This is a genomic window from Marinococcus sp. PL1-022, assembly GCF_033845285.1.
Lineage (GTDB): Bacteria > Bacillota > Bacilli > Bacillales > Marinococcaceae > Marinococcus.
This window is the reverse complement of sequence record NZ_JAWXCX010000001.1, coordinates 670,892-689,134: the sequence shown is the minus strand read 5'-3', so window position 1 is coordinate 689,134 and position 18,243 is coordinate 670,892. Positions and strand designations below refer to the sequence as shown.

The window sequence follows — 18,243 nt, the reverse complement described above, 5'->3', positions numbered from 1 at the left end:
TGGAAACTGTGCATTTCTGCCGTTAAATTCAAAGACGCAAAGGCACGAAATTCAGTATACGATGTTTATTTGCAATTTGCAACCAGTTTTCTCACGCAGCGTCTTAAACCCTGAATTTACGGATTTCTTACCTGTATAAGCTCTATACCTTCTATATTTGATGTTCATACCGGGGATAAATAAAAAGCGCCCCGCTCAAGGGACGCTTTCCCACATTAACGATTTTTAAAACGAAGCAACGGAGGAGTACCCGACAGCTGGCTCACTGACCATTTTTACCAGATCCACCACCCGGCAGGAGTAGCCCCACTCGTTATCGTACCAGGCAAGCACCTTAACCTGGCGGTCGTTGATCACCATGGTCGAGAGCGCATCGATAATCGAGGAATGTTCATTTCCGTTAAAATCCGTTGAAACGAGCGGATCCTCGCAGTAGGAAATGATCCCTTTGAGCTCCTGCTCTGACGCCGCCTTTAATGTTTGGTTGATTTCTTCTTCCGTTACCGGGCGCTTCATATCAATTACCATATCCACAAGCGATACGTTTGGTGTCGGCACCCGGAGCGCCATGCCGTTCATTTTCCCTTCCATGGATGGGATCACCTCGGAGAGCGCCTTAGCTGCTCCGGTGGACGTCGGGATGATCGACTGTCCGCAGGCTCTTGCCCGTCGCAGGTCTTTATGGGGATTATCCATGTTATTTTGGTCATTAGTGTATGCGTGCACGGTCGTTATTAAACCGCTTTCAATACCGATTTTATCCTCGAGCACCTTGACGACCGGCGCAAGGCAGTTTGTTGTGCAGGAAGCATTCGAGATTATGTGGTGGTTTTCCGGATCGTAGTCTTCTTCGTTTACGCCCATCACGATGGTGGTATCGACTTCTTTTCCCGGAGCAGTCAATACTACCTTTTTCGCCCCGGCTTCTATATGCATTTCAGCATCCGGCCCGCGGTTGAATTTGCCCGTCGCTTCAACCACAATATCTACGCCAAGCTCTTCCCACGGGAGTTCAAGTGGATTTCGGTTTTGGAGCAGCCGGATCCGTCTGCCGTCCACCACCATTTCGTCTCCTTCAGATTTTACCTCAAGCGGAAACGGACCATGTACACTATCATATTTCACCAGATGAGCCAGTGTTTCAGGAGGATACATGGCATTGATGGCTTTCACTTCAACTTCTGGGTCCATCATTGCCTTTCGAAAAACCATACGCCCAATTCGTCCGAAACCGTTGATCGCTATGCTTGTTTTCATTTAATATCCTCCTCTGGAAATATGTTATACTTTTATAAGTAAAATCTAAAAATAGTATAACACATTGACAGCGTATTCTTGCAAGTAATTTTAAAAAAATAACCACTTTCTTTTACCAAAAGTGGTTATTCACAAGTTTCTATTTTATTTTCCACTGGTGAAGCAGCTCGTCCACCTGGATTTTTGTTTCCTTTTCTGTGCCCGAATTATCTATTACTGCATCCGCCAGGTCCTTTTTTTCTTCCAGGGGCATCTGCGACCTGATTCTCGCAGCCGCATCCTCTTCTCCCCGACCGTCACGCTCCACGAGCCGCTGCTTTTGGGTCGCTTCATTTACATAAACAACGATAACGCGGTCAACTAGAAAGTTTAAATTATTTTCAAGCAAAAGGGGAATATCAAGAACAACATGCTCATTTCCTTCACGTACAAGATCGTCCCGTTTGGTCATCATACGCTGCCTGACAGCCGGATGAATAATCTGGTTAAGCACCTGACGTTTTTCAGCATCATTAAAAATGACGGAGCCTAACTTCTTTCTGTCGAGTGCGCCATCAAACTGAAGGATTTCCGGACCGAAATGCTCAATGATCTGCTCCAGGGCAGGCTCTCCCGGCTCCACCACCTCCCGTGAAATTACATCCGCATCAATCACGGGCAGTCCCTGCTCCCGCAGGGTATCTGCGACCAGTGACTTGCCGCTTGCTATTCCGCCTGTAAGACCGATAACCATTTTGTCCCCTCCTTCGTCTGGCAGACTGGACAGTAGTGCGTACCACGGCCCGCCACTACAGCCCTCTCTATTTCATGGCTGCATACCTTGCACGGCTCTCCTTTTCTTCCATATACAAACAGGTTTAATTGGAAAGCACCAGTCTGCCCGTCTCCATTCACATAGGAACGCACCGTGCTTCCTCCCTGTTTTACTGCTTCTTCAATCACTTCTGTTATCTGCTTTTGAAGGATTTCCACCACAGGCTTTCCGAGTCCTGCGGCTGGAGCGTCCGGCAAAACACCCGCCCGAAACAGCGCTTCATCCACATAAATGTTTCCGAGCCCTGCAATAATTGACTGGTCGAGCAGCACCGCTTTAATACTGCGTGACGTTTTTTGAAACCGGGCGTGCAGATAATCAGCGGTAAACGAAGCGTCACGATAAGGCTCCGCCCCAAGCTGGTTCAGCGGCTTTTCGTTCCATTCCTCGCCGCGGCTGAACACGTGCATCGTACCGAATTTCCGCACGTCACGATAGCGAAGCTCCGTACCGTCGGTGAAATGAAAGCGCACATGCGTGTGTTTATCCGGTTCCCCGCCATCACTCCATTCGTAACGCCCTTCCATACGCAAGTGAGAAACAACAGCCAGGTCTTCAAGATAAATCACTAAAAATTTCCCTTTACGGTGCACACGCTCGATCGTTTTTCCTCCCAGCATCATGGAAAAGGCTTCATGGTCATCGGGACGCTTAATAATGTTAGGCCAGTATACTTTCACGTTCTCCACCGTTTTTCCAACGGCCGACTGTTCTAAATTCCGTCGGACCGTTTCAACTTCCGGTAATTCAGGCATCGTTCTCTCTCCTTATTTCGCATCATACCATGTCGGGCCCTGGGACACATCTGCTTTTAAAGGCACCGACAGTTCGATTGTCTTCTCCATCAGCTCCGGAACAAGCTCCTGCATGGTTTCAACTTCGTTTTCCGGCACTTCGAAAATTAATTCGTCGTGTACCTGCAGGAGCAGCCGGCTGCTCAGACTTTTTTCTTCAAGGGCTTTGCTTACATCCACCATCGCTTTTTTAATAATATCAGCTGCAGTACCCTGAATAGGGGTGTTCATGGCGGTTCTTTCTGCAAAGCTGCGCTGGTTAAAGTTGCGGCTGTTCATGTCAGGCAGATACCTGCGGCGGTGCAGAAGTGTGGTCACAAATCCGTCGCGCCTGGCTTCATCTTTAATTTCATTCATATAATTCTGCACATTGGGGTAGCTTTTTAAATAGCTTTCAATAAATTCTTTCGCTTCGTTCCGCGTGATGCCAAGACTCTGTGAAAGCCCGTAGTCCGAGATTCCGTAAACAATCCCGAAGTTTACGGCTTTAGCACTTCTGCGCATGTTGGACGTCACTTCGTCGTGCCCGACGCCAAACACGTCCATCGCAGTTTTTGTATGAATGTCCATGTTGTTCTGGAAAGCTTCCTTGAGCCCCTCATCGTCTGCGATATGAGCGAGTACCCGAAGTTCAATCTGCGAATAGTCTGCCGATAAAATGGACCACCCGGATTCAGAAGGAATGAACGCTTTCCGAATGCGCCGGCCTTCCTCAAGTCGGATTGGAATGTTCTGCAGATTCGGCTCCGTCGAACTCAGTCGCCCCGTCTGCGTAATCGCCTGGTTAAACATCGTATGAATTTTACCTGTAGTGGGATGGATAACTTTTAATAGGCCTTCAATATACGTGGAGCGCAGCTTTGAAATCTGGCGGTACAACAGCAGACTCGGAATAATTTCATGCTGGTCCCTGAGCTTTTCGAGCACATCCGCTGACGTGGAATAGCCGGTCTTCGTTTTCTTAACGGCAGGCAGGCCGAGCTCCTCAAATAGAATCGGCCCAAGCTGCTTCGGCGAATTAATATTAAACTCACGCCCGGCCTGTTTGTATATTTCTTTTTCAAGCTCTGTGAGACGGCCGTCTAGTTCATCACCGATCGTCTCAAGCTGCGAACGATCCACGCAAATACCCTGGGTTTCCATTTGTCCCAGGACTAGCGACAGCGGCATTTCCAGCTCTTTAAACAGTTCGAGCTGCTCGTTCTGCTTTAAGTCCTCTTCAATTTTTCCCTGCAGCCGGTAGACGGCTTCACCCTTGCGGATCAGATGCTCTGCCAGTGCATCTTCCTCCGGCTTCGTGCGTTTGGCGCCTTTGCCGTAAACAGCTTCGTCAGTATCCACAACCTGCAGATTCCGCCGTTTCGCTATATCAGAAACGTGATGCGAGGATACGGACGGATCGATTAAATAGGAAGCGATCAGCGTATCGTGGGTGATGCCCCGTAGTTCTAGACCTTTCCAGCCGAGAGCAACGACAGCACGCTTTGTATCAAACGTATATTTTTCTTTGGATTCATCCTTAGCCCAGGCCTGAAACGCTTCACTCTGCAGTGCATCTTCTGTGGAGATAAAATAACGGCCGGTTTCGTTAATAACCGCTATGCCCCAGATACTTCCGTGGTGATAATTTTCCTCCGGCACTTCCACCACCAGGGCAGACGGAGAAACGAGCATATTCTCCTGCACATCTTTCACATGCTTGTATGCCAGTTCATCGAAGGTCTGCTGCGCTTCATCTACGTCATCAAACTTGTTCAACAGCGTTTGAAACTCCAGCTCCCGGAAAAGATCTGTTACCTCTTTTACGTCATACTCCTCATGCTTTAACTGCCGAAGCTCCAAATCAAGCGGCGTGTCGCGGTAAATGATAGCGAGTTCTTTACTCATTCTCGCCTGTTCCTTGTTTTCTTCGAGCCGTTCCTTCATTTTTTTTCCGGAAATTTTATCAATGGACTCCAGTACTTTATCAACAGATCCATACTCCTGCAGCAGCTTCAATGCAGTCTTTTCCCCGATCCCGGGCACGCCTGGAATATTATCCGAGCTGTCTCCCATAAGCCCCTTCATATCGGTTATCTGAATAGGAGTAAGACCATATCGTTCCTGAATGGCATCCGGGTCGTACAGCTCGGTATTCGTTATTCCTTTTTTAATAAAGGAAACATGCACATGAGGACTGACCAGCTGCAGCAGGTCCCGGTCACCGGTATAGATGCGTACATCCCAGTTTTCATCCTCGGCCTGCTTTGAGAGCGTACCGATAATATCATCAGCTTCATAATTTTCTTTTTCGATGTAAGGAACTTTAAAAACGTCCAGCACTTCACGAATGACCGGCAGCTGTTCGGATAACTCAGAGGGAGTTTTTTCCCGTCCGGATTTATATTCGCTGTAAGTATCGTGGCGAAAGGTTGTTTTTCCGGCATCAAAGGCCACGAGCACGTGGCTTGGCTCCTCGTCCTCCAGAATTTTTAAAAGCATGGTTGTAAAACCGTAAATGGCGTTGGTGTAAACGCCTTTATCGTTATTTAAAAGAGGCAGGGCAAAAAACGCCCGGTAAGCAATACTGTTTCCATCCAATAACACTAGTTTACTCAAATCATTGTCCTCCTTATTACAAAAAGCCGAACCGGCTTCTTATGTACATCATCTGGCGGGCCTTCACGTTCATCGTTATATTTTATCATACACCGGGGACAGCGTCAGAATGTCTACCTGAAAAAAAGCATAAAAAAAGAACGAAAGCCAAGGGGTGCTTTCGTTCCAAAAGGGATGCAGCCCGCTGTAAAAACAAACAGCGGATGAAAACCCGTTCGAACACTATGTTATAGCATAAATGTAAACAAGTCGTTTACCGGAGATTAAGAATTTGTAAATTCTTCCTCTTCATGCTCCGTTTCCCCAGGAAAACGCAGTGTGAATACCGTTCCTTCACCTCTCGTGCTGTTCACTTCGATACGGCCGCCAAGGGCATCTGTCAGATGCTTAACAATAGCCAGTCCGAGCCCCGTTCCGCCCGAGCCACGGCTTCTCGCTTTATCAACGCGATAGAACCGCTCAAAAATACGCGGCAGCTGCTCAGGGCTGATGCCGATGCCGTTGTCTTCCACTTCAAGCACTACTTCTTCTGCTTCCTTAAACAGCCGGACCTGCACTTCCCCGCCTTCTTTTGTGTAAATAATGGCGTTATTGACCAGGTTGATAATAATCTGTTTTAACCGGGCTTCGTCCCCGTCCATATAAATCTCTGTGTCTACACGCGAAGTAAGCAGCAAATGCTTATCAATCGCTTTAGTCTCAAGCAGGCGAACAGCTTCTGCTGTCGTTCTGCTCACATCAAACCGTGCCCGGTTCAATTCAAAATAGTCCTGTTCAATTCTTGAAAGCTCCAGCAGATCACTGATTAAATCCTGCAGCCGGTCGCTTTCTTTCCAAATAATGTCCAGAAACTGCCTGCTCAGCGCTTCATCATGCATCGCCCCGTCCAGGAGCGTTTCAGTAAAGCCTTTTAATGAAGTAACCGGCGTTTTTAATTCGTGCGACACATTCGCAACAAAATCTTTCCGCACTTCCTCGAGCTTTTTCAGCTCCGTAATGTCATGCAGGACAAGCACAATACCGCGCAGCTCATCGTTTTCCCCGAGTACTGGAGCACCGTAAACGTGGAAAAAACGAACTTCAAGTTCGTGGAGCATCTGAACAGTGGCGCTTGACCGGCTCTCCGTTAAGAATATCTTCTGGATAAGCTTAATGATTTCTTTCTCATCCATCGCTTCATAGTACAGCAAATCGAGCCACTGACTTGTATCTTCTTTAAAAACGCGGGAGCAGTAGGCATTCATCAAAGTAATTTCGCCGCGGCTGTTTATAAACACCAGGCCGCTCTCCATCGTATTGATCAGCGTTTCAAGCCGCTCCTGCTGTTCCTGGTTTTCCTTTGTCACACTTTCAAGATTAAATGCAAGCACGTTAATCGAACGGGTCAGCTGACCGAGTTCGTCCTGCGAACTCCCATAAGCCCGGGCACTGAAATTTCCTTTAGCCAGTTCATTGGCTGTTTTTGTAGCCTGAGTGATCGGTTTGGTTAATTGATTTGTCACTTTTGTTGTAATGTATAAAATGATCAAAAGCGCGACAGCAAAGCTGCCAATTAATGTTCCCCAGATCAGCCAGTTGGTCGCATTGATTCGTTCCACTGGAATCGCAAGTCTCATATAATACGTGTTACTGTCATAGGAAAACGGTACTGCGTAATACAGAAGCTCCGCTTCCAGCGTATTACTGTAGCGGATGTTACTTCCTTCTCCGCTTTCACGGGCATCTTCTATTTCCGGACGTCCAAAATGGTTGTCCAGTTCCTCTGATTCAGCTTCCGTTTCTCCAATCACTTCGCCGGTTTCATTCAAAATCGTCACGCGGACATTCAGCTGGCTGCTGATGTTCTGTGCCAGCGCTTCCCAGCTTTCTTCATCTCGTTCTTCAGCAATCGAGGCAGAAAGGTTGGCTTCCCTTTCCAGACTGTTCTCGAGCTCGTCCAGGTAAAGAGAACGGACAATCTGCCCGATAACAAGCCCCACGACGGTCAAAACGATTAATATAATCGCCATTAGAGCTACTATCAGGCGGGTGCGGAACCGCTTCATGCAGGTGCGGGCTCCTCAAATTTATAGCCCAGCCCACGTACCGTTTTGATATATACCGGCTTTTTCGTATTCGGTTCAATTTTTTCACGCAGATGACTGATATGTACATCAACTATTCTCGTATCTCCAACAAATTCGTAATTCCATACTGCATTCAACAGCTGATCACGCGTAAGCACCCGCCCCTTGTGATTAATTAAGTACACGAGCAGTTCAAATTCCTTCGGGGTCAGCTCAAGCGCTTCTTCTTTCACGTATGCTTCATAATTTTCCGGATACACTGTTAAGTGACCAATGCTTTTTCTTTCTATTTTTTCCATTTCCGTTTCCTGCCCGGAATAATCCACTCTGCGCATAATTGCCTTAACACGGGCAACCAGCTCGCGCGGGCTGAACGGCTTTGTCATATAATCATCGGCCCCAAGTTCAAGACCGAGCACTTTATCAAATTCTTCGTCTTTCGCAGTCAGCATCAAAATTGGAACCTGAATCTTTTCTGTCCGGATTTTCCGGCACACTTCGAGACCGTCGATCTCTGGAATCATCAGATCAAGCACAATTAAATCGTACGTTACCTCCTGTGCCTTCCGGAGTGCTTCCACACCGTCATAAGCTGTATCCACCGTGTATCCCGACTGCTCGAGATTATATTTTAACAGCGTTACAATGGATTCTTCATCGTCTACTACCAATAACCGTGTTGCCATATGAACCCTCCGCCTCTCAGCGCCCCCCTTGGCCCTGATTATTTTCCCGAGCTGCTGCATCTGTCACGTTCATCATACTATAAGCGGGCAGGGCAGCTCAATGTTTATCGCTTCTCTCCTGCCAGTATAAAAAAAGCTGCCTGTAACATACAGGCAGCCCACAGTATTTCTTTAATCGTTCGGTAAGGCCTTCATGACATCACGAACAGAATCAGCAGAAGTATTCAATTGATTTTGTTCTTCATCTGTCAGCTCGAGCTCGATAATTTTTTCCAGCCCGTTACCGCCAAGAATGGTCGGTACTCCGAGGTAAAGATCATTATATCCATATTCGCCTTCAAGATAAGCAATAGATGGGAGCACGCGCTTTTTATCCTTAAGAATCGCTTCGACCATTTCCGTAAGAGCGGCGGCTGGTGCATAGTAGGCACTTCCATTACCAAGAAGCTGCACAATTTCTCCTCCGCCCTTGCGTGTGCGTTCAATAATGGCGTCAATACGTTCCTGGGATATGAGCTTAGTCAGCGGCACTCCGCCAGCGTTCGAATAACGGATCAGCGGTACCATGTCATCTCCGTGGCCTCCAAGAACGAATCCCTGGATATCTTCCACGGAAATGCCGGTTTCCTGGGCGACAAATGTGCGGAAACGTGCCGTATCGAGCACCCCGGACTGTCCGATAACACGGTTTTTAGGGAAGCCGGATTCTTTATACACCGCATATGTCATTGCATCTGCCGGATTCGTGAGCACGACAATAATGCATTCCGGAGAATGTTTCACAATTTCTTTCGTGACAGATTTCATGATTTTTGCGTTTGTATTAATAAGATCGTCCCGGCTCATTCCCGGCTTTCTTGCAATACCTGCTGTAATTACGACAATGTCCGATCCGGCTGTATCGGCGTAATCCGAGGTGCCGGTCACATTAACATCCGATCCGTTTACCGGAGTCGACTCGAGCATATCGAGTGCTTTCCCTTTTGTTGGCCCTTCATTGTCCGGGACGTCCACAAGGACTACATCCCCGAGCTCCTTCTGGGCAACCATAAGAGCCGTAGTAGCACCTGTAAAGCCGCCTCCTATAACTGATACTTTTCTGCGCGTAATAGCCATGCATGCTCATCTCCTATCAATTGATTGGATTACATATTGCTGATTAGAGCGTCACCGAACTCAGAGCACTTCACTTCTTTTGCTCCATCCATCAGACGGGCGAAGTCATAGGTAACGACTTTGCTTCCGATGGTTTTGTCCATGGATTGAAGCACAAGCTCAGCAGCTTCATTCCATCCAAGGTGACGAAGCAGCAGTTCTCCGGAAAGAATGACAGAAGAAGGATTCACTTTGTCCAGACCGGCATATTTTGGTGCAGTGCCGTGAGTCGCTTCAAAGATGGCGTGTCCGGTCTCGTAGTTGATATTGGCACCCGGCGCGATACCAATGCCTCCAACCTGGGCAGCCAGTGCGTCGGATACATAGTCTCCGTTCAAGTTCATAGTGGCAACCACATCGAATTCCTTCGGACGAGTCAGGATCTGCTGCAGGAAGATGTCAGCAATAGCATCTTTTACGATGATTTTGCCTTCGCTTACCGCTTTATCCTGAGCAGCGTTTCCTGCTTCCTTGCCTTCTTTTTCTACGATTTCATCGTATTCGCGCCATGTGAAGACTTTATCACCAAATTCGCGTTCTGCAAGGTCGTAACCCCAGTTTTTGAAGGAGCCTTCAGTGAACTTCATAATATTGCCCTTGTGCACGAGAGTTACACTTTCACGGCCTTCATCGAGTGCGTATTGAATAGATGCACGTACGAGACGCTCAGTTCCCTCTCTGGAAACAGGCTTCACGCCGATTCCGGATGTTTCAGGGAAACGGATGTTTTCGGAGCCCATTTCATTTTGCAGGAAGTCGATTACTTTTTTCACTTCATCTGTGCCTTCCTGGAATTCAATACCGGCATAAATATCCTCAGTGTTCTCACGGAAAATCACCATGTTAACATCCTCCGGACGCTTTACCGGGGAAGGTACGCCTGTAAAGTGCTGTACCGGGCGCAGGCACGTAAACAGATCAAGCTTCTGGCGCAATGCTACGTTCAGGGAACGAATGCCTCCGCCGATAGGAGTCGTGAGCGGGCCTTTAATAGCGATTAAGTATTCACGGATAGCATCCAGGGATTCTTCCGGGAGCCACTCGCCTGTTTTGTCATAAGCTTTCTGACCTACAAGAATTTCCTTCCAGTGAATTTTCTTTTCACCGTTATAAGCTTTTTCTACAGCTGCATCCAGTACTTTCTCTGCTGCAGCCCAGATGTCCGGGCCGATGCCGTCCCCTTCGATATAAGGAATAATTGGTTCGTTTGGCACCGTTAAGTTACCATTATTAGTTTGAATTTTTTCTCCATTAGACATGAATAAATCCTCCTTTAATGTGGTCAAGCTTTCTTTTTTTACCCGGGCATAAAATCATGCCCGGGACGCTGGCTAAGCAGGGACCGGAAAACGAGGGACCGCTTTCCGCTATTTACATTCCAGCCTACCGTTCTTCAAGAGAAACGTACGTTTTATTTTCCGGACCGACGTATTCTGCACGCGGACGGATTAAACGATTGTTTTCATATTGTTCAAGAATATGGGCGATCCATCCGGATGTGCGGCTGACGGCAAAAATTGGTGTAAACAAATCGTGGTCGATGCCGAGACTGTGGTATACAGACGCTGAGAAGAAGTCAACGTTCGGCAGGAGCCCTTTTTCGTTTTCAATTTTTTCTTCGACTTTCATTGACATGTCATACCATTTTGATTCCCCGGTCACCTCTGTCAGCTGGCGGGACATTTCGCGCAGGTGCTTGGCACGCGGATCTCCGGTTTTATATACCCGGTGGCCGAATCCCATAATCTTTTCTTTATCGTCAAGAAGCTTCTGCACATGACTGTCTACATTTTCCGGGGTGCCGATATCCATAAGCATTTGCATCACGCGCTCGTTGGCACCGCCGTGCAGAGGCCCTTTTAGTGCTCCGATGGCAGCTGTTACTCCGGAGTACATATCTGAAAGAGTGGCTACACAGACACGTGCAGTAAACGTAGAGGCATTAAGCTCATGATCGGCGTGCAGGATCATTGCTTTATTGAATGCTTTGATGGACGTTTCATCCGGCTCTTCTCCGTTTAGCATGTACAAAAAGTTTGCAGAAAAGCTTAGTGCAGGATCAGGCTTGATCGGATCTTTTCCTTTTCGAATTCTTGCAAAACCTGTGACGAGAGATAAAATTTGTGCCTGCAGACGCACAGCTTTATGCTGGTTTGCTTCTTCGCTCATGTCATCAGCTTCACTGTCGTATAGGCTCAACTGGGAAATTGCAGTCCGAAGAGCCGCCATAGGCCGTACTTTATCGACAGGATAGTTTTTCATATAATCAAAGACCTCGTCCGGTACGCTCATATTATCCATGAGCGACTGACGGAAGTTGTTATATTCTTCTTTAGTTGGAAGTTCCCCGTACCAAAGCAGATAAATAACTTCTTCAAACGATGCATGTTCTGTCAGGTCATCAATATGATATCCCTGGTACTTTAACACATCATCAACAATGGAGCTGACACTGGAAGTAGTAGCTACAACGCCTTCTAAACCACGAGTTGAACTCATTACACAATCTCTCCTTTAATTCAAAAAGTATAGCGTACATATTGAAGAAAATGCTTACAATTTCCTTTTAATAAAATATACGCTTCGAAAACAGAACGGTTAGTCTGTTTTTGACATAAAAACCCATTGTAATGCCACTTTTTGGAGGTATAGCGCATTCAATTGTTTACACAATAATGACTTGTTCCCTGTTTAAGCAGCCGGAGATACCTCCGGCTGTTATCCAGCCGACTATCCGCCGAGAGAGGAAAACCACTCTACGGCTCTCATCGCAATATAAGCGATGCCGGCCCCAATAAGAGGCCCGACGGCTATGCCGTTAAACAGAGCTACTGCTAAAATGGTTCCAAGCACAAGCGCGGTAGTAATATGCGGATCTGTTTGAAGCAGCTCCACACCGCCCTTGGCAATAAGTGCTACCAGTATACCTGAGGCAAGCGCAATCCATGCATAATAAGAACGCACTGCTTCGCCCAGCTGGCGAAAGCCAATATCCCCGGTAGCAATAGGGACCAGAACCGCAAATGTCAAAATAGTAACAGCAATTTCAATGCCTTTTGCCTGCATAAACGGAAATATTTTATCGCCCAGCCCTGTCCATTTAATAACGATTAAAGCAGCGACAGCTATGATTAATGACTGGTTTTTTGCGAAAATCCCCACCGCAAGCAGTATAAGTAAAAAAACTGAGGCTTGCGATAACAATGCATGGTCATCCTTCCAAATTAAACGCTCCTAATAATCCTACCACATTTGACAATTTCATGTCATGTGCGCCCGGAAAGTTTTCAGAAGTTTCAATCGGGCAGAGGGGGTGGCAGGGTTACCACCTGCGCCCCATCACTCTTATATTCCCGTTATCCACCATTTTTTTAAACCATTTCTTCAATACTGCTTTCATTCCTTTTCTCGACCACGGGATTAACAGGCTGAAACCGAGAGCGTCTGTGATAAAGCCCGGGGTGAGCAGCAGCGTACCACCGACGAGAATACATACACCATCGAGCACAATATCTCCAGGCATTTCTCCCCGCTGTGTCTGCAGCTGAAGCGTACGGAACACCTGCAGGCCTTCCCGCTTCGCCAGCCAGGCCCCAAGCAGGCCTGTTGCAATAATGAGTGCAATTGTCGGCCATATGCCAATCGTGTTGCCGGATAATATTAATACACCTACTTCTGCGGCCGGTACAATAATCAGCAGTAATAAAAACCATTTAGCCATCTGCCCGCCCCCTTTCATTTAAAATTTTATCCAGATCTCTGAACCGTTTCAGTACTGCAGGTTATAAATTCCTTACAGTACACTTGCATGCCCGCGGTAAATGTCACCTCTTGAAGCGTCGACTGTGATTTCCTCTCCGTCTTCAAACAAGCTCCTGGCTTCTTCCACACCTACTACTACAGGGATACCCAGGTTCAGTCCTACAACAGCCGCATGGGAGGTTAAGCCGCCTTCTTCTGTGACCACAGCCAGCGCTTTTTCCACAGCCGGCATCATATCTTTATCCGTCGCCTGGGTGACAAGCACTGCCCCCTCGGTCATTTTGGCATTTGCTTCTTCTGCGCTGCCGGCAACGACTACTCTTCCTGCTGCGGTATAACGGCCAATGCCCTGTCCTTTGGCAACCGTTTCACCGATCACATGGACCTTCATCAGGTTAGTCGTTCCTGTTTCACCTACAGGGACTCCGGCAGAGATAACCACAAGATCCCCGCGGCTGACGAGCTCTTCTGACAGAGCTTTGCTTACGGTGACATCAAGCATTTCATCGGTAGTGCTGGATTTTGTTCCAAGCAGTCCCTCAACGCCCCAGATCAAAGCGAGACGACGATAGACACGTTCATTACTTGTAACCGCAATGATCGGTGACTCAGGACGGTATTTTGAAACAATGCGTGCAGTATACCCGCTTTCAGTGGCAGTCAAAATCGCCGAAGCATTCAATGAATGGGCCGTATAGGCAACGGACTGCCCAATGGAGTTGGTAATTGAAGGCTTGCTTTCTTTTGTTTTTTCATCAAGCGTATTGCGGTACTGCAGGGATGACTCTGCTCTCAGCGCGATGTTGCTCATTGTTTCCACGGATTCCACCGGATAATCCCCGGCTGCTGTTTCCCCGGAAAGCATGATGGCATCTGTACCATCAAAAATGGCATTCGCCACGTCACTTGCTTCAGCACGGGTTGGACGTGGATTGTGCTGCATGGAATCGAGCATCTGCGTAGCTGTAATGACCGGCTTGGCCAGGAAATTGCAGCGTTTAATCAGGCGCTTTTGCACGAGCGGCACTTCTTCTGGCGGGATTTCAACGCCCATATCTCCGCGCGCCACCATCAGTCCGTCGGACACTTCAAGAATTTCCTCGACATTGTCGATGCCTTCCTGGTTTTCAATTTTCGGCACGATGAATGTGTCTTCTGCTCCGTGCTTTTCCAGAAGCTCGCGGATTTCCAAAACATCGGAGGCCCGGCGTACAAATGAAGCAGCAATAAAATCGACGTTGTTTCTGATTCCAAATTCAATGTCATCTGCATCTTTTTCTGTTATACCCGGCAGATTGACCTTCACGTTCGGAAGGTTAACGCCCTTTTTGTTTTTCAGTTCGCCGCTATTGAGCACTTTCGTATGAACTTCCTTCTCCTCGATACCGGTTACTTCAAGCTCAATCAGCCCGTCATCAAGAAGGATTTTTTTGCCGACTTCCATATCATCCGTCAGGCCGCCGTGGGTGACAGAGATTTTTTCCGTCGTCCCTACAACTTCTTCTGTACTGATGATAAGTGACTGCCCTTTTTCAAGCTGAATGGCGCCGCCTTCCATCGTATGAGTCCGTACTTCCGGCCCCTTTGTATCCAGCAGAATAGCGACATTTTTTTTCAGGCGGGCAGAAACTTCGCGTATGCTGTCAATCCGGGCCTGATGTTCATCAAAGTCCCCGTGGGAAAAGTTGAGTCTCGCTACGTTCATGCCATTTTCAATTAATTTTTCCAGCGTTTCCGGCGCTTCGCTTGCCGGTCCTATCGTACATACAATTTTTGTTTTTCGCATGATCTTCCTCCTATTCTCTCTCTAAAATCCTAGTTTATTGTACCACAGAAACTTTTCATTCGTGACACTGCCTTGAACCCGGAATTAAATTGACAGTTCCTGAGACAATTTATACATGCCGGAGTCTACCTGATGCTTTTGCTTAAGCACTTCGGGAATGGATTTATCAACAATTTCATTTTTTTCAATGCCGACCATCCGTCCTTCTTTGCCGTTTAGAAGAAGCTCCACGGCTCTTGCTCCGAGACGGCTTGCGAGCACACGGTCAAAGCCGGTCGGTGAGCCTCCGCGCTGAATATGGCCAAGCACAGTCACCCTTGTTTCAAGGTTCGTTGTCTCCTGAATTTTTTGGCCGAATTCTGTTCCGCTTCCCACGCCCTCAGCAATAATAATGATACTGTGTTTTTTACCTCTCGCATGACCGCGGCGGAGACGGCTTACTACCTGGTCCATGTCATACTCTTCCTCCGGAATAAGAATCGTTTCTGCGCCGTCGGCGAGCCCGGACCAGAGAGCAAGATCACCGGCATTCCTTCCCATTACTTCAATCACGTATGTACGCTCATGTGAAGTCGCGGTATCACGGATTTTATCAATAGCGTCGATGACTGTGTTCAGTGCTGTATCAAAGCCGATTGTGTAATCCGTCCCTGGGATGTCATTGTCAATTGTACCCGGCACACCAATTGTCGGATAGCCCAGCTCTGTCAATTTTTCAGCGCCGCGGAAAGAGCCGTCGCCTCCTATAACGACCAATGCTTCAATACCTCTTGCGTTCAGCTGATCCACTGCCTTTTGGCGTCCTTCGGGTGTACGGAATTCTTCGCAGCGGGCAGTATACAGCTTCGTTCCGCCTCGGTGGATAATATCGCCCACGTCGCCAAGCTCCATTTTTTCAATATCGCCTTCGATCAGCCCGGCGTAACCGTACTGAATCCCATAAACTTCAAGATCGTGATAAATCGCCTTCCGAACGACAGCACGTATGGCCGCATTCATTCCCGGAGAATCTCCTCCACTTGTTAATACTCCAATCCGTTTCATTCCATAACCCCTTCCCTTTGCATTCCTGTTTATCATTATACCCGTTATGGGCCCGATGACACAAAAGTAATTGTGTTTTTAAAAGCCGCTTTAAACAAAAATCCACACCATACGAAGCCTCTATGACAGCTTCCAGCACGTCTTTTCCAATATCACATGCCAAGCAGGACTCTGCTCAATTTCATAAAAAAAGCGCCATCCGGCGCTTTCCTAAAAATCACTTTCTTCAAACGTGCCCATCTGCTTAAATTTTTCATATCTTGATTCTATTAATTCATTCGGCGTTAATACAAGCAGATCCTTCAAAGACTGCTGAAGCGTCTTTCTCAGAATAGCCATCTGTTCTTTCGGATCATGATGGGCCCCTCCCCGGGGTTCTCTCACAATCTCATCAATCACTCCGAATTCCTTCAGATCTCCGGCTGTGATTCGCATAGCCTCGGCAGCTTCCCTTGCATACGAAGCATCCTTCCAGAGGATAGAGGAAGCCCCCTCTGGAGAAATCGTCGAATACCATGAATTTTCGAACATATGTACATGATTCGCTACTCCAAGCGCAAGGCCGCCTCCGCTGCCGCCTTCTCCGATAACAACACTAATCACCGGCACTTTCAGTCCGGCCATTTCCATCAGGTTACGGGCGATAGCTTCACTCTGGCCGCGCTCTTCCGCTGCTTTTCCGGGATAAGCACCCTTCGTATCAACAAAGCAGATGACCGGACGGTTGAACTTTTCCGCCTGCTTCATAAGACGAAGTGCCTTGCGGTACCCTTCCGGATGCGGCATGCCGAAATTCCGGCGTACATTTTCCTTTGTGTCCCGTCCGCGCTGATGTCCGATAACAGTTACCGGGCTTCCTTCAAAAAAGGCAATTCCTCCGACAATTGCTTCGTCATCGCCAAACAGCCGGTCACCGTGCAGCTCGATGAACTGCTCAAACAAACTGTCAATATAATCCAGCGTAGTTGGACGCTCCGGGTGCCTCGCGATCTGGACGCGCTGCCACGGCTTTAAATTATTATAAACTTCTGCTTCGAGCTGCTCGAGCCGCTGTTCCAGTTTTTCTATTTCTCCGCTTAAATCAATGTCCTTTTCATCTGTGAAGCTTTTTAACTCATCGATTTTGTTTCGGAGCTCCATGATTGGTTTTTCAAAAGGAAGATGATTTTCCATTGTCACTTACTCCCTTCACGTATGCATCTGCACGATCGCGGACAAAACATTTTTCATGTCCTTCCTATGCAGTACCTTGTCGAGCTGGCCGTGTTTAAGCAAAAATTCCGCTGTCTGAAAGTCTTCGGGAAGCTCCTGGCGTATCGTCTGTTCAATTATTCTTCGTCCGGCAAAGCCGATCAGTGCTTCCGGTTCGGCAAAATTGTAATCCCCGAGAGAGGCAAAGCTTGCAGAAACGCCGCCGGTAGTAGGGTGAGTCATAACTGATACAAACAAAAGCCCTGCTTCATCCATTTTTTTCAGCGCTGCACTCGTTTTGGCCATTTGCATGAGGCTTAAAATTCCCTCCTGCATCCGGGCTCCGCCTGAAGCAGAAAACAGAATGAAGGGCGCATGGAGATCAAGTGCCCGTTCGATTGCGCGGGTGATTTTTTCCCCGACTACTGAGCCCATACTTCCCATCCGAAACGCCGGGTCCATAACACCAAGAACCACCGGGGTGCCTCCGATCATCCCTTCACCTGTGACGACCGCTTCTTTATGACCAGTCTTTTTCTGATCTTTTTCGAGTTTTTCTTTGTATTCCGGAAACTCCAGAGGATCTGCCGAGACCATATGGGGGTTCAATTCACGGAAAGAGTCCGTATCGAGGATCAAATCAATCCGTTCGGAAGGAGTCATCGGCATATGATGACCACAGTGCATGCAGACATTGGCATGTTTCATTAACTCTTTTGTATATACAATTGTTTTGCATTTGGGGCATTTTGTCATAACGCCCTCATTCATTGTTTTCGGCTGTTCCCGTTCAGCCGGCATTGAAGCGTATTTCCGCCTTTTGCTGAATAAATCTTTGATCATCATAAAGACACCTTCTTCATATTTAATGCTTGGCTGCTCCGCAAATAATAAAAACGCAAGCAGACTGCAGCGTCCCGGAATGTAATTCACCGTTCAGCGGGTGTACATAACGCAGCGCTGTTGTCTTATTTGCAGACGTACATCAGGAGCGACCGTTTTATCAGCGATCGCTCCTGGTATTAGTCTTCCACATAGTTTATCACATACAAGTTCTAATATATAGGAAAAGCCAGACATCTTCAATGGT

The 18,243-nt window shown here is 47.6% G+C and carries 15 protein-coding genes; all 15 read right to left on the bottom strand.

Annotated elements, in window-relative coordinates; translation table 11 throughout:
* Nucleotides 1–225: 225 nt before the first annotated feature.
* Nucleotides 226–1,257, bottom strand: a complete 1,032-nt coding sequence (locus SIC45_RS03490; protein WP_319631086.1) for a glyceraldehyde-3-phosphate dehydrogenase — start codon at nucleotides 1,255–1,257, stop codon at nucleotides 226–228.
* A gap of 139 nt (nucleotides 1,258–1,396) precedes the next feature.
* A complete protein-coding gene (gene coaE / locus SIC45_RS03485) occupies nucleotides 1,397–1,990 on the bottom strand; it encodes a dephospho-CoA kinase (protein ID WP_319631085.1) in 594 nt (197 codons plus the stop codon).
* On the bottom strand, nucleotides 1,963–2,826 hold the full coding sequence (mutM, locus tag SIC45_RS03480; protein WP_319631084.1) for a DNA-formamidopyrimidine glycosylase: 864 nt from the start codon (nucleotides 2,824–2,826) through the stop codon (nucleotides 1,963–1,965). Before mutM ends, coaE begins: the two co-directional genes overlap by 28 nt.
* A 12-nt stretch (nucleotides 2,827–2,838) precedes the next feature.
* Nucleotides 2,839–5,463, bottom strand: a complete 2,625-nt coding sequence (polA, locus tag SIC45_RS03475) for a DNA polymerase I (RefSeq protein WP_319631083.1) — start codon at nucleotides 5,461–5,463, stop codon at nucleotides 2,839–2,841.
* A 263-nt stretch (nucleotides 5,464–5,726) separates the two neighbouring features.
* Complete coding sequence (pnpS, locus tag SIC45_RS03470) at nucleotides 5,727–7,508, bottom strand: two-component system histidine kinase PnpS (RefSeq protein WP_319631082.1); 1,782 nt, start codon at nucleotides 7,506–7,508, stop codon at nucleotides 5,727–5,729.
* On the bottom strand, nucleotides 7,505–8,215 hold the full coding sequence (locus tag SIC45_RS03465; protein ID WP_298783472.1) for a response regulator transcription factor: 711 nt from the start codon (nucleotides 8,213–8,215) through the stop codon (nucleotides 7,505–7,507). Before SIC45_RS03465 ends, pnpS begins: the two co-directional genes overlap by 4 nt.
* 171 nt (nucleotides 8,216–8,386) lie before the next feature.
* Nucleotides 8,387–9,331, bottom strand: a complete 945-nt coding sequence (mdh, locus tag SIC45_RS03460) for a malate dehydrogenase (protein WP_091614836.1) — start codon at nucleotides 9,329–9,331, stop codon at nucleotides 8,387–8,389.
* A 29-nt stretch (nucleotides 9,332–9,360) separates the two neighbouring features.
* Entirely contained in the window at nucleotides 9,361–10,629 is a 1,269-nt protein-coding gene (icd, locus tag SIC45_RS03455; protein WP_022793105.1) for an NADP-dependent isocitrate dehydrogenase, read from the bottom strand.
* Between the two features lie 124 nt (nucleotides 10,630–10,753).
* Nucleotides 10,754–11,869, bottom strand: coding sequence for a citrate synthase (citZ, locus tag SIC45_RS03450; protein WP_298783469.1), 1,116 nt, complete (start codon nucleotides 11,867–11,869; stop codon nucleotides 10,754–10,756).
* 231 nt (nucleotides 11,870–12,100) lie between these two features.
* Nucleotides 12,101–12,574, bottom strand: a complete 474-nt coding sequence (locus SIC45_RS03445) for a DUF441 domain-containing protein (RefSeq protein ID WP_022793103.1) — start codon at nucleotides 12,572–12,574, stop codon at nucleotides 12,101–12,103.
* Between the two features lie 118 nt (nucleotides 12,575–12,692).
* A complete protein-coding gene (locus SIC45_RS03440; protein WP_298783467.1) occupies nucleotides 12,693–13,091 on the bottom strand; it encodes an FxsA family protein in 399 nt (132 codons plus the stop codon).
* 72 nt (nucleotides 13,092–13,163) lie between these two features.
* Nucleotides 13,164–14,918 carry a pyruvate kinase gene (pyk, locus tag SIC45_RS03435; RefSeq protein WP_319631081.1) on the bottom strand — a complete coding sequence of 585 codons (1,755 nt, stop codon included), beginning with the start codon at nucleotides 14,916–14,918 and terminating at the stop codon, nucleotides 13,164–13,166.
* An 84-nt stretch (nucleotides 14,919–15,002) separates the two neighbouring features.
* Nucleotides 15,003–15,962 carry a 6-phosphofructokinase gene (gene pfkA, locus SIC45_RS03430; RefSeq protein WP_298783463.1) on the bottom strand — a complete coding sequence of 320 codons (960 nt, stop codon included), beginning with the start codon at nucleotides 15,960–15,962 and terminating at the stop codon, nucleotides 15,003–15,005.
* A 210-nt stretch (nucleotides 15,963–16,172) separates the two neighbouring features.
* Nucleotides 16,173–17,135, bottom strand: coding sequence for an acetyl-CoA carboxylase carboxyltransferase subunit alpha (locus SIC45_RS03425; RefSeq protein WP_091614852.1), 963 nt, complete (start codon nucleotides 17,133–17,135; stop codon nucleotides 16,173–16,175).
* A 15-nt stretch (nucleotides 17,136–17,150) separates the two neighbouring features.
* A complete protein-coding gene (gene accD / locus SIC45_RS03420) occupies nucleotides 17,151–17,996 on the bottom strand; it encodes an acetyl-CoA carboxylase, carboxyltransferase subunit beta (protein ID WP_319632923.1) in 846 nt (281 codons plus the stop codon).
* Between the last annotated feature and the right edge of the window lie 247 nt (nucleotides 17,997–18,243).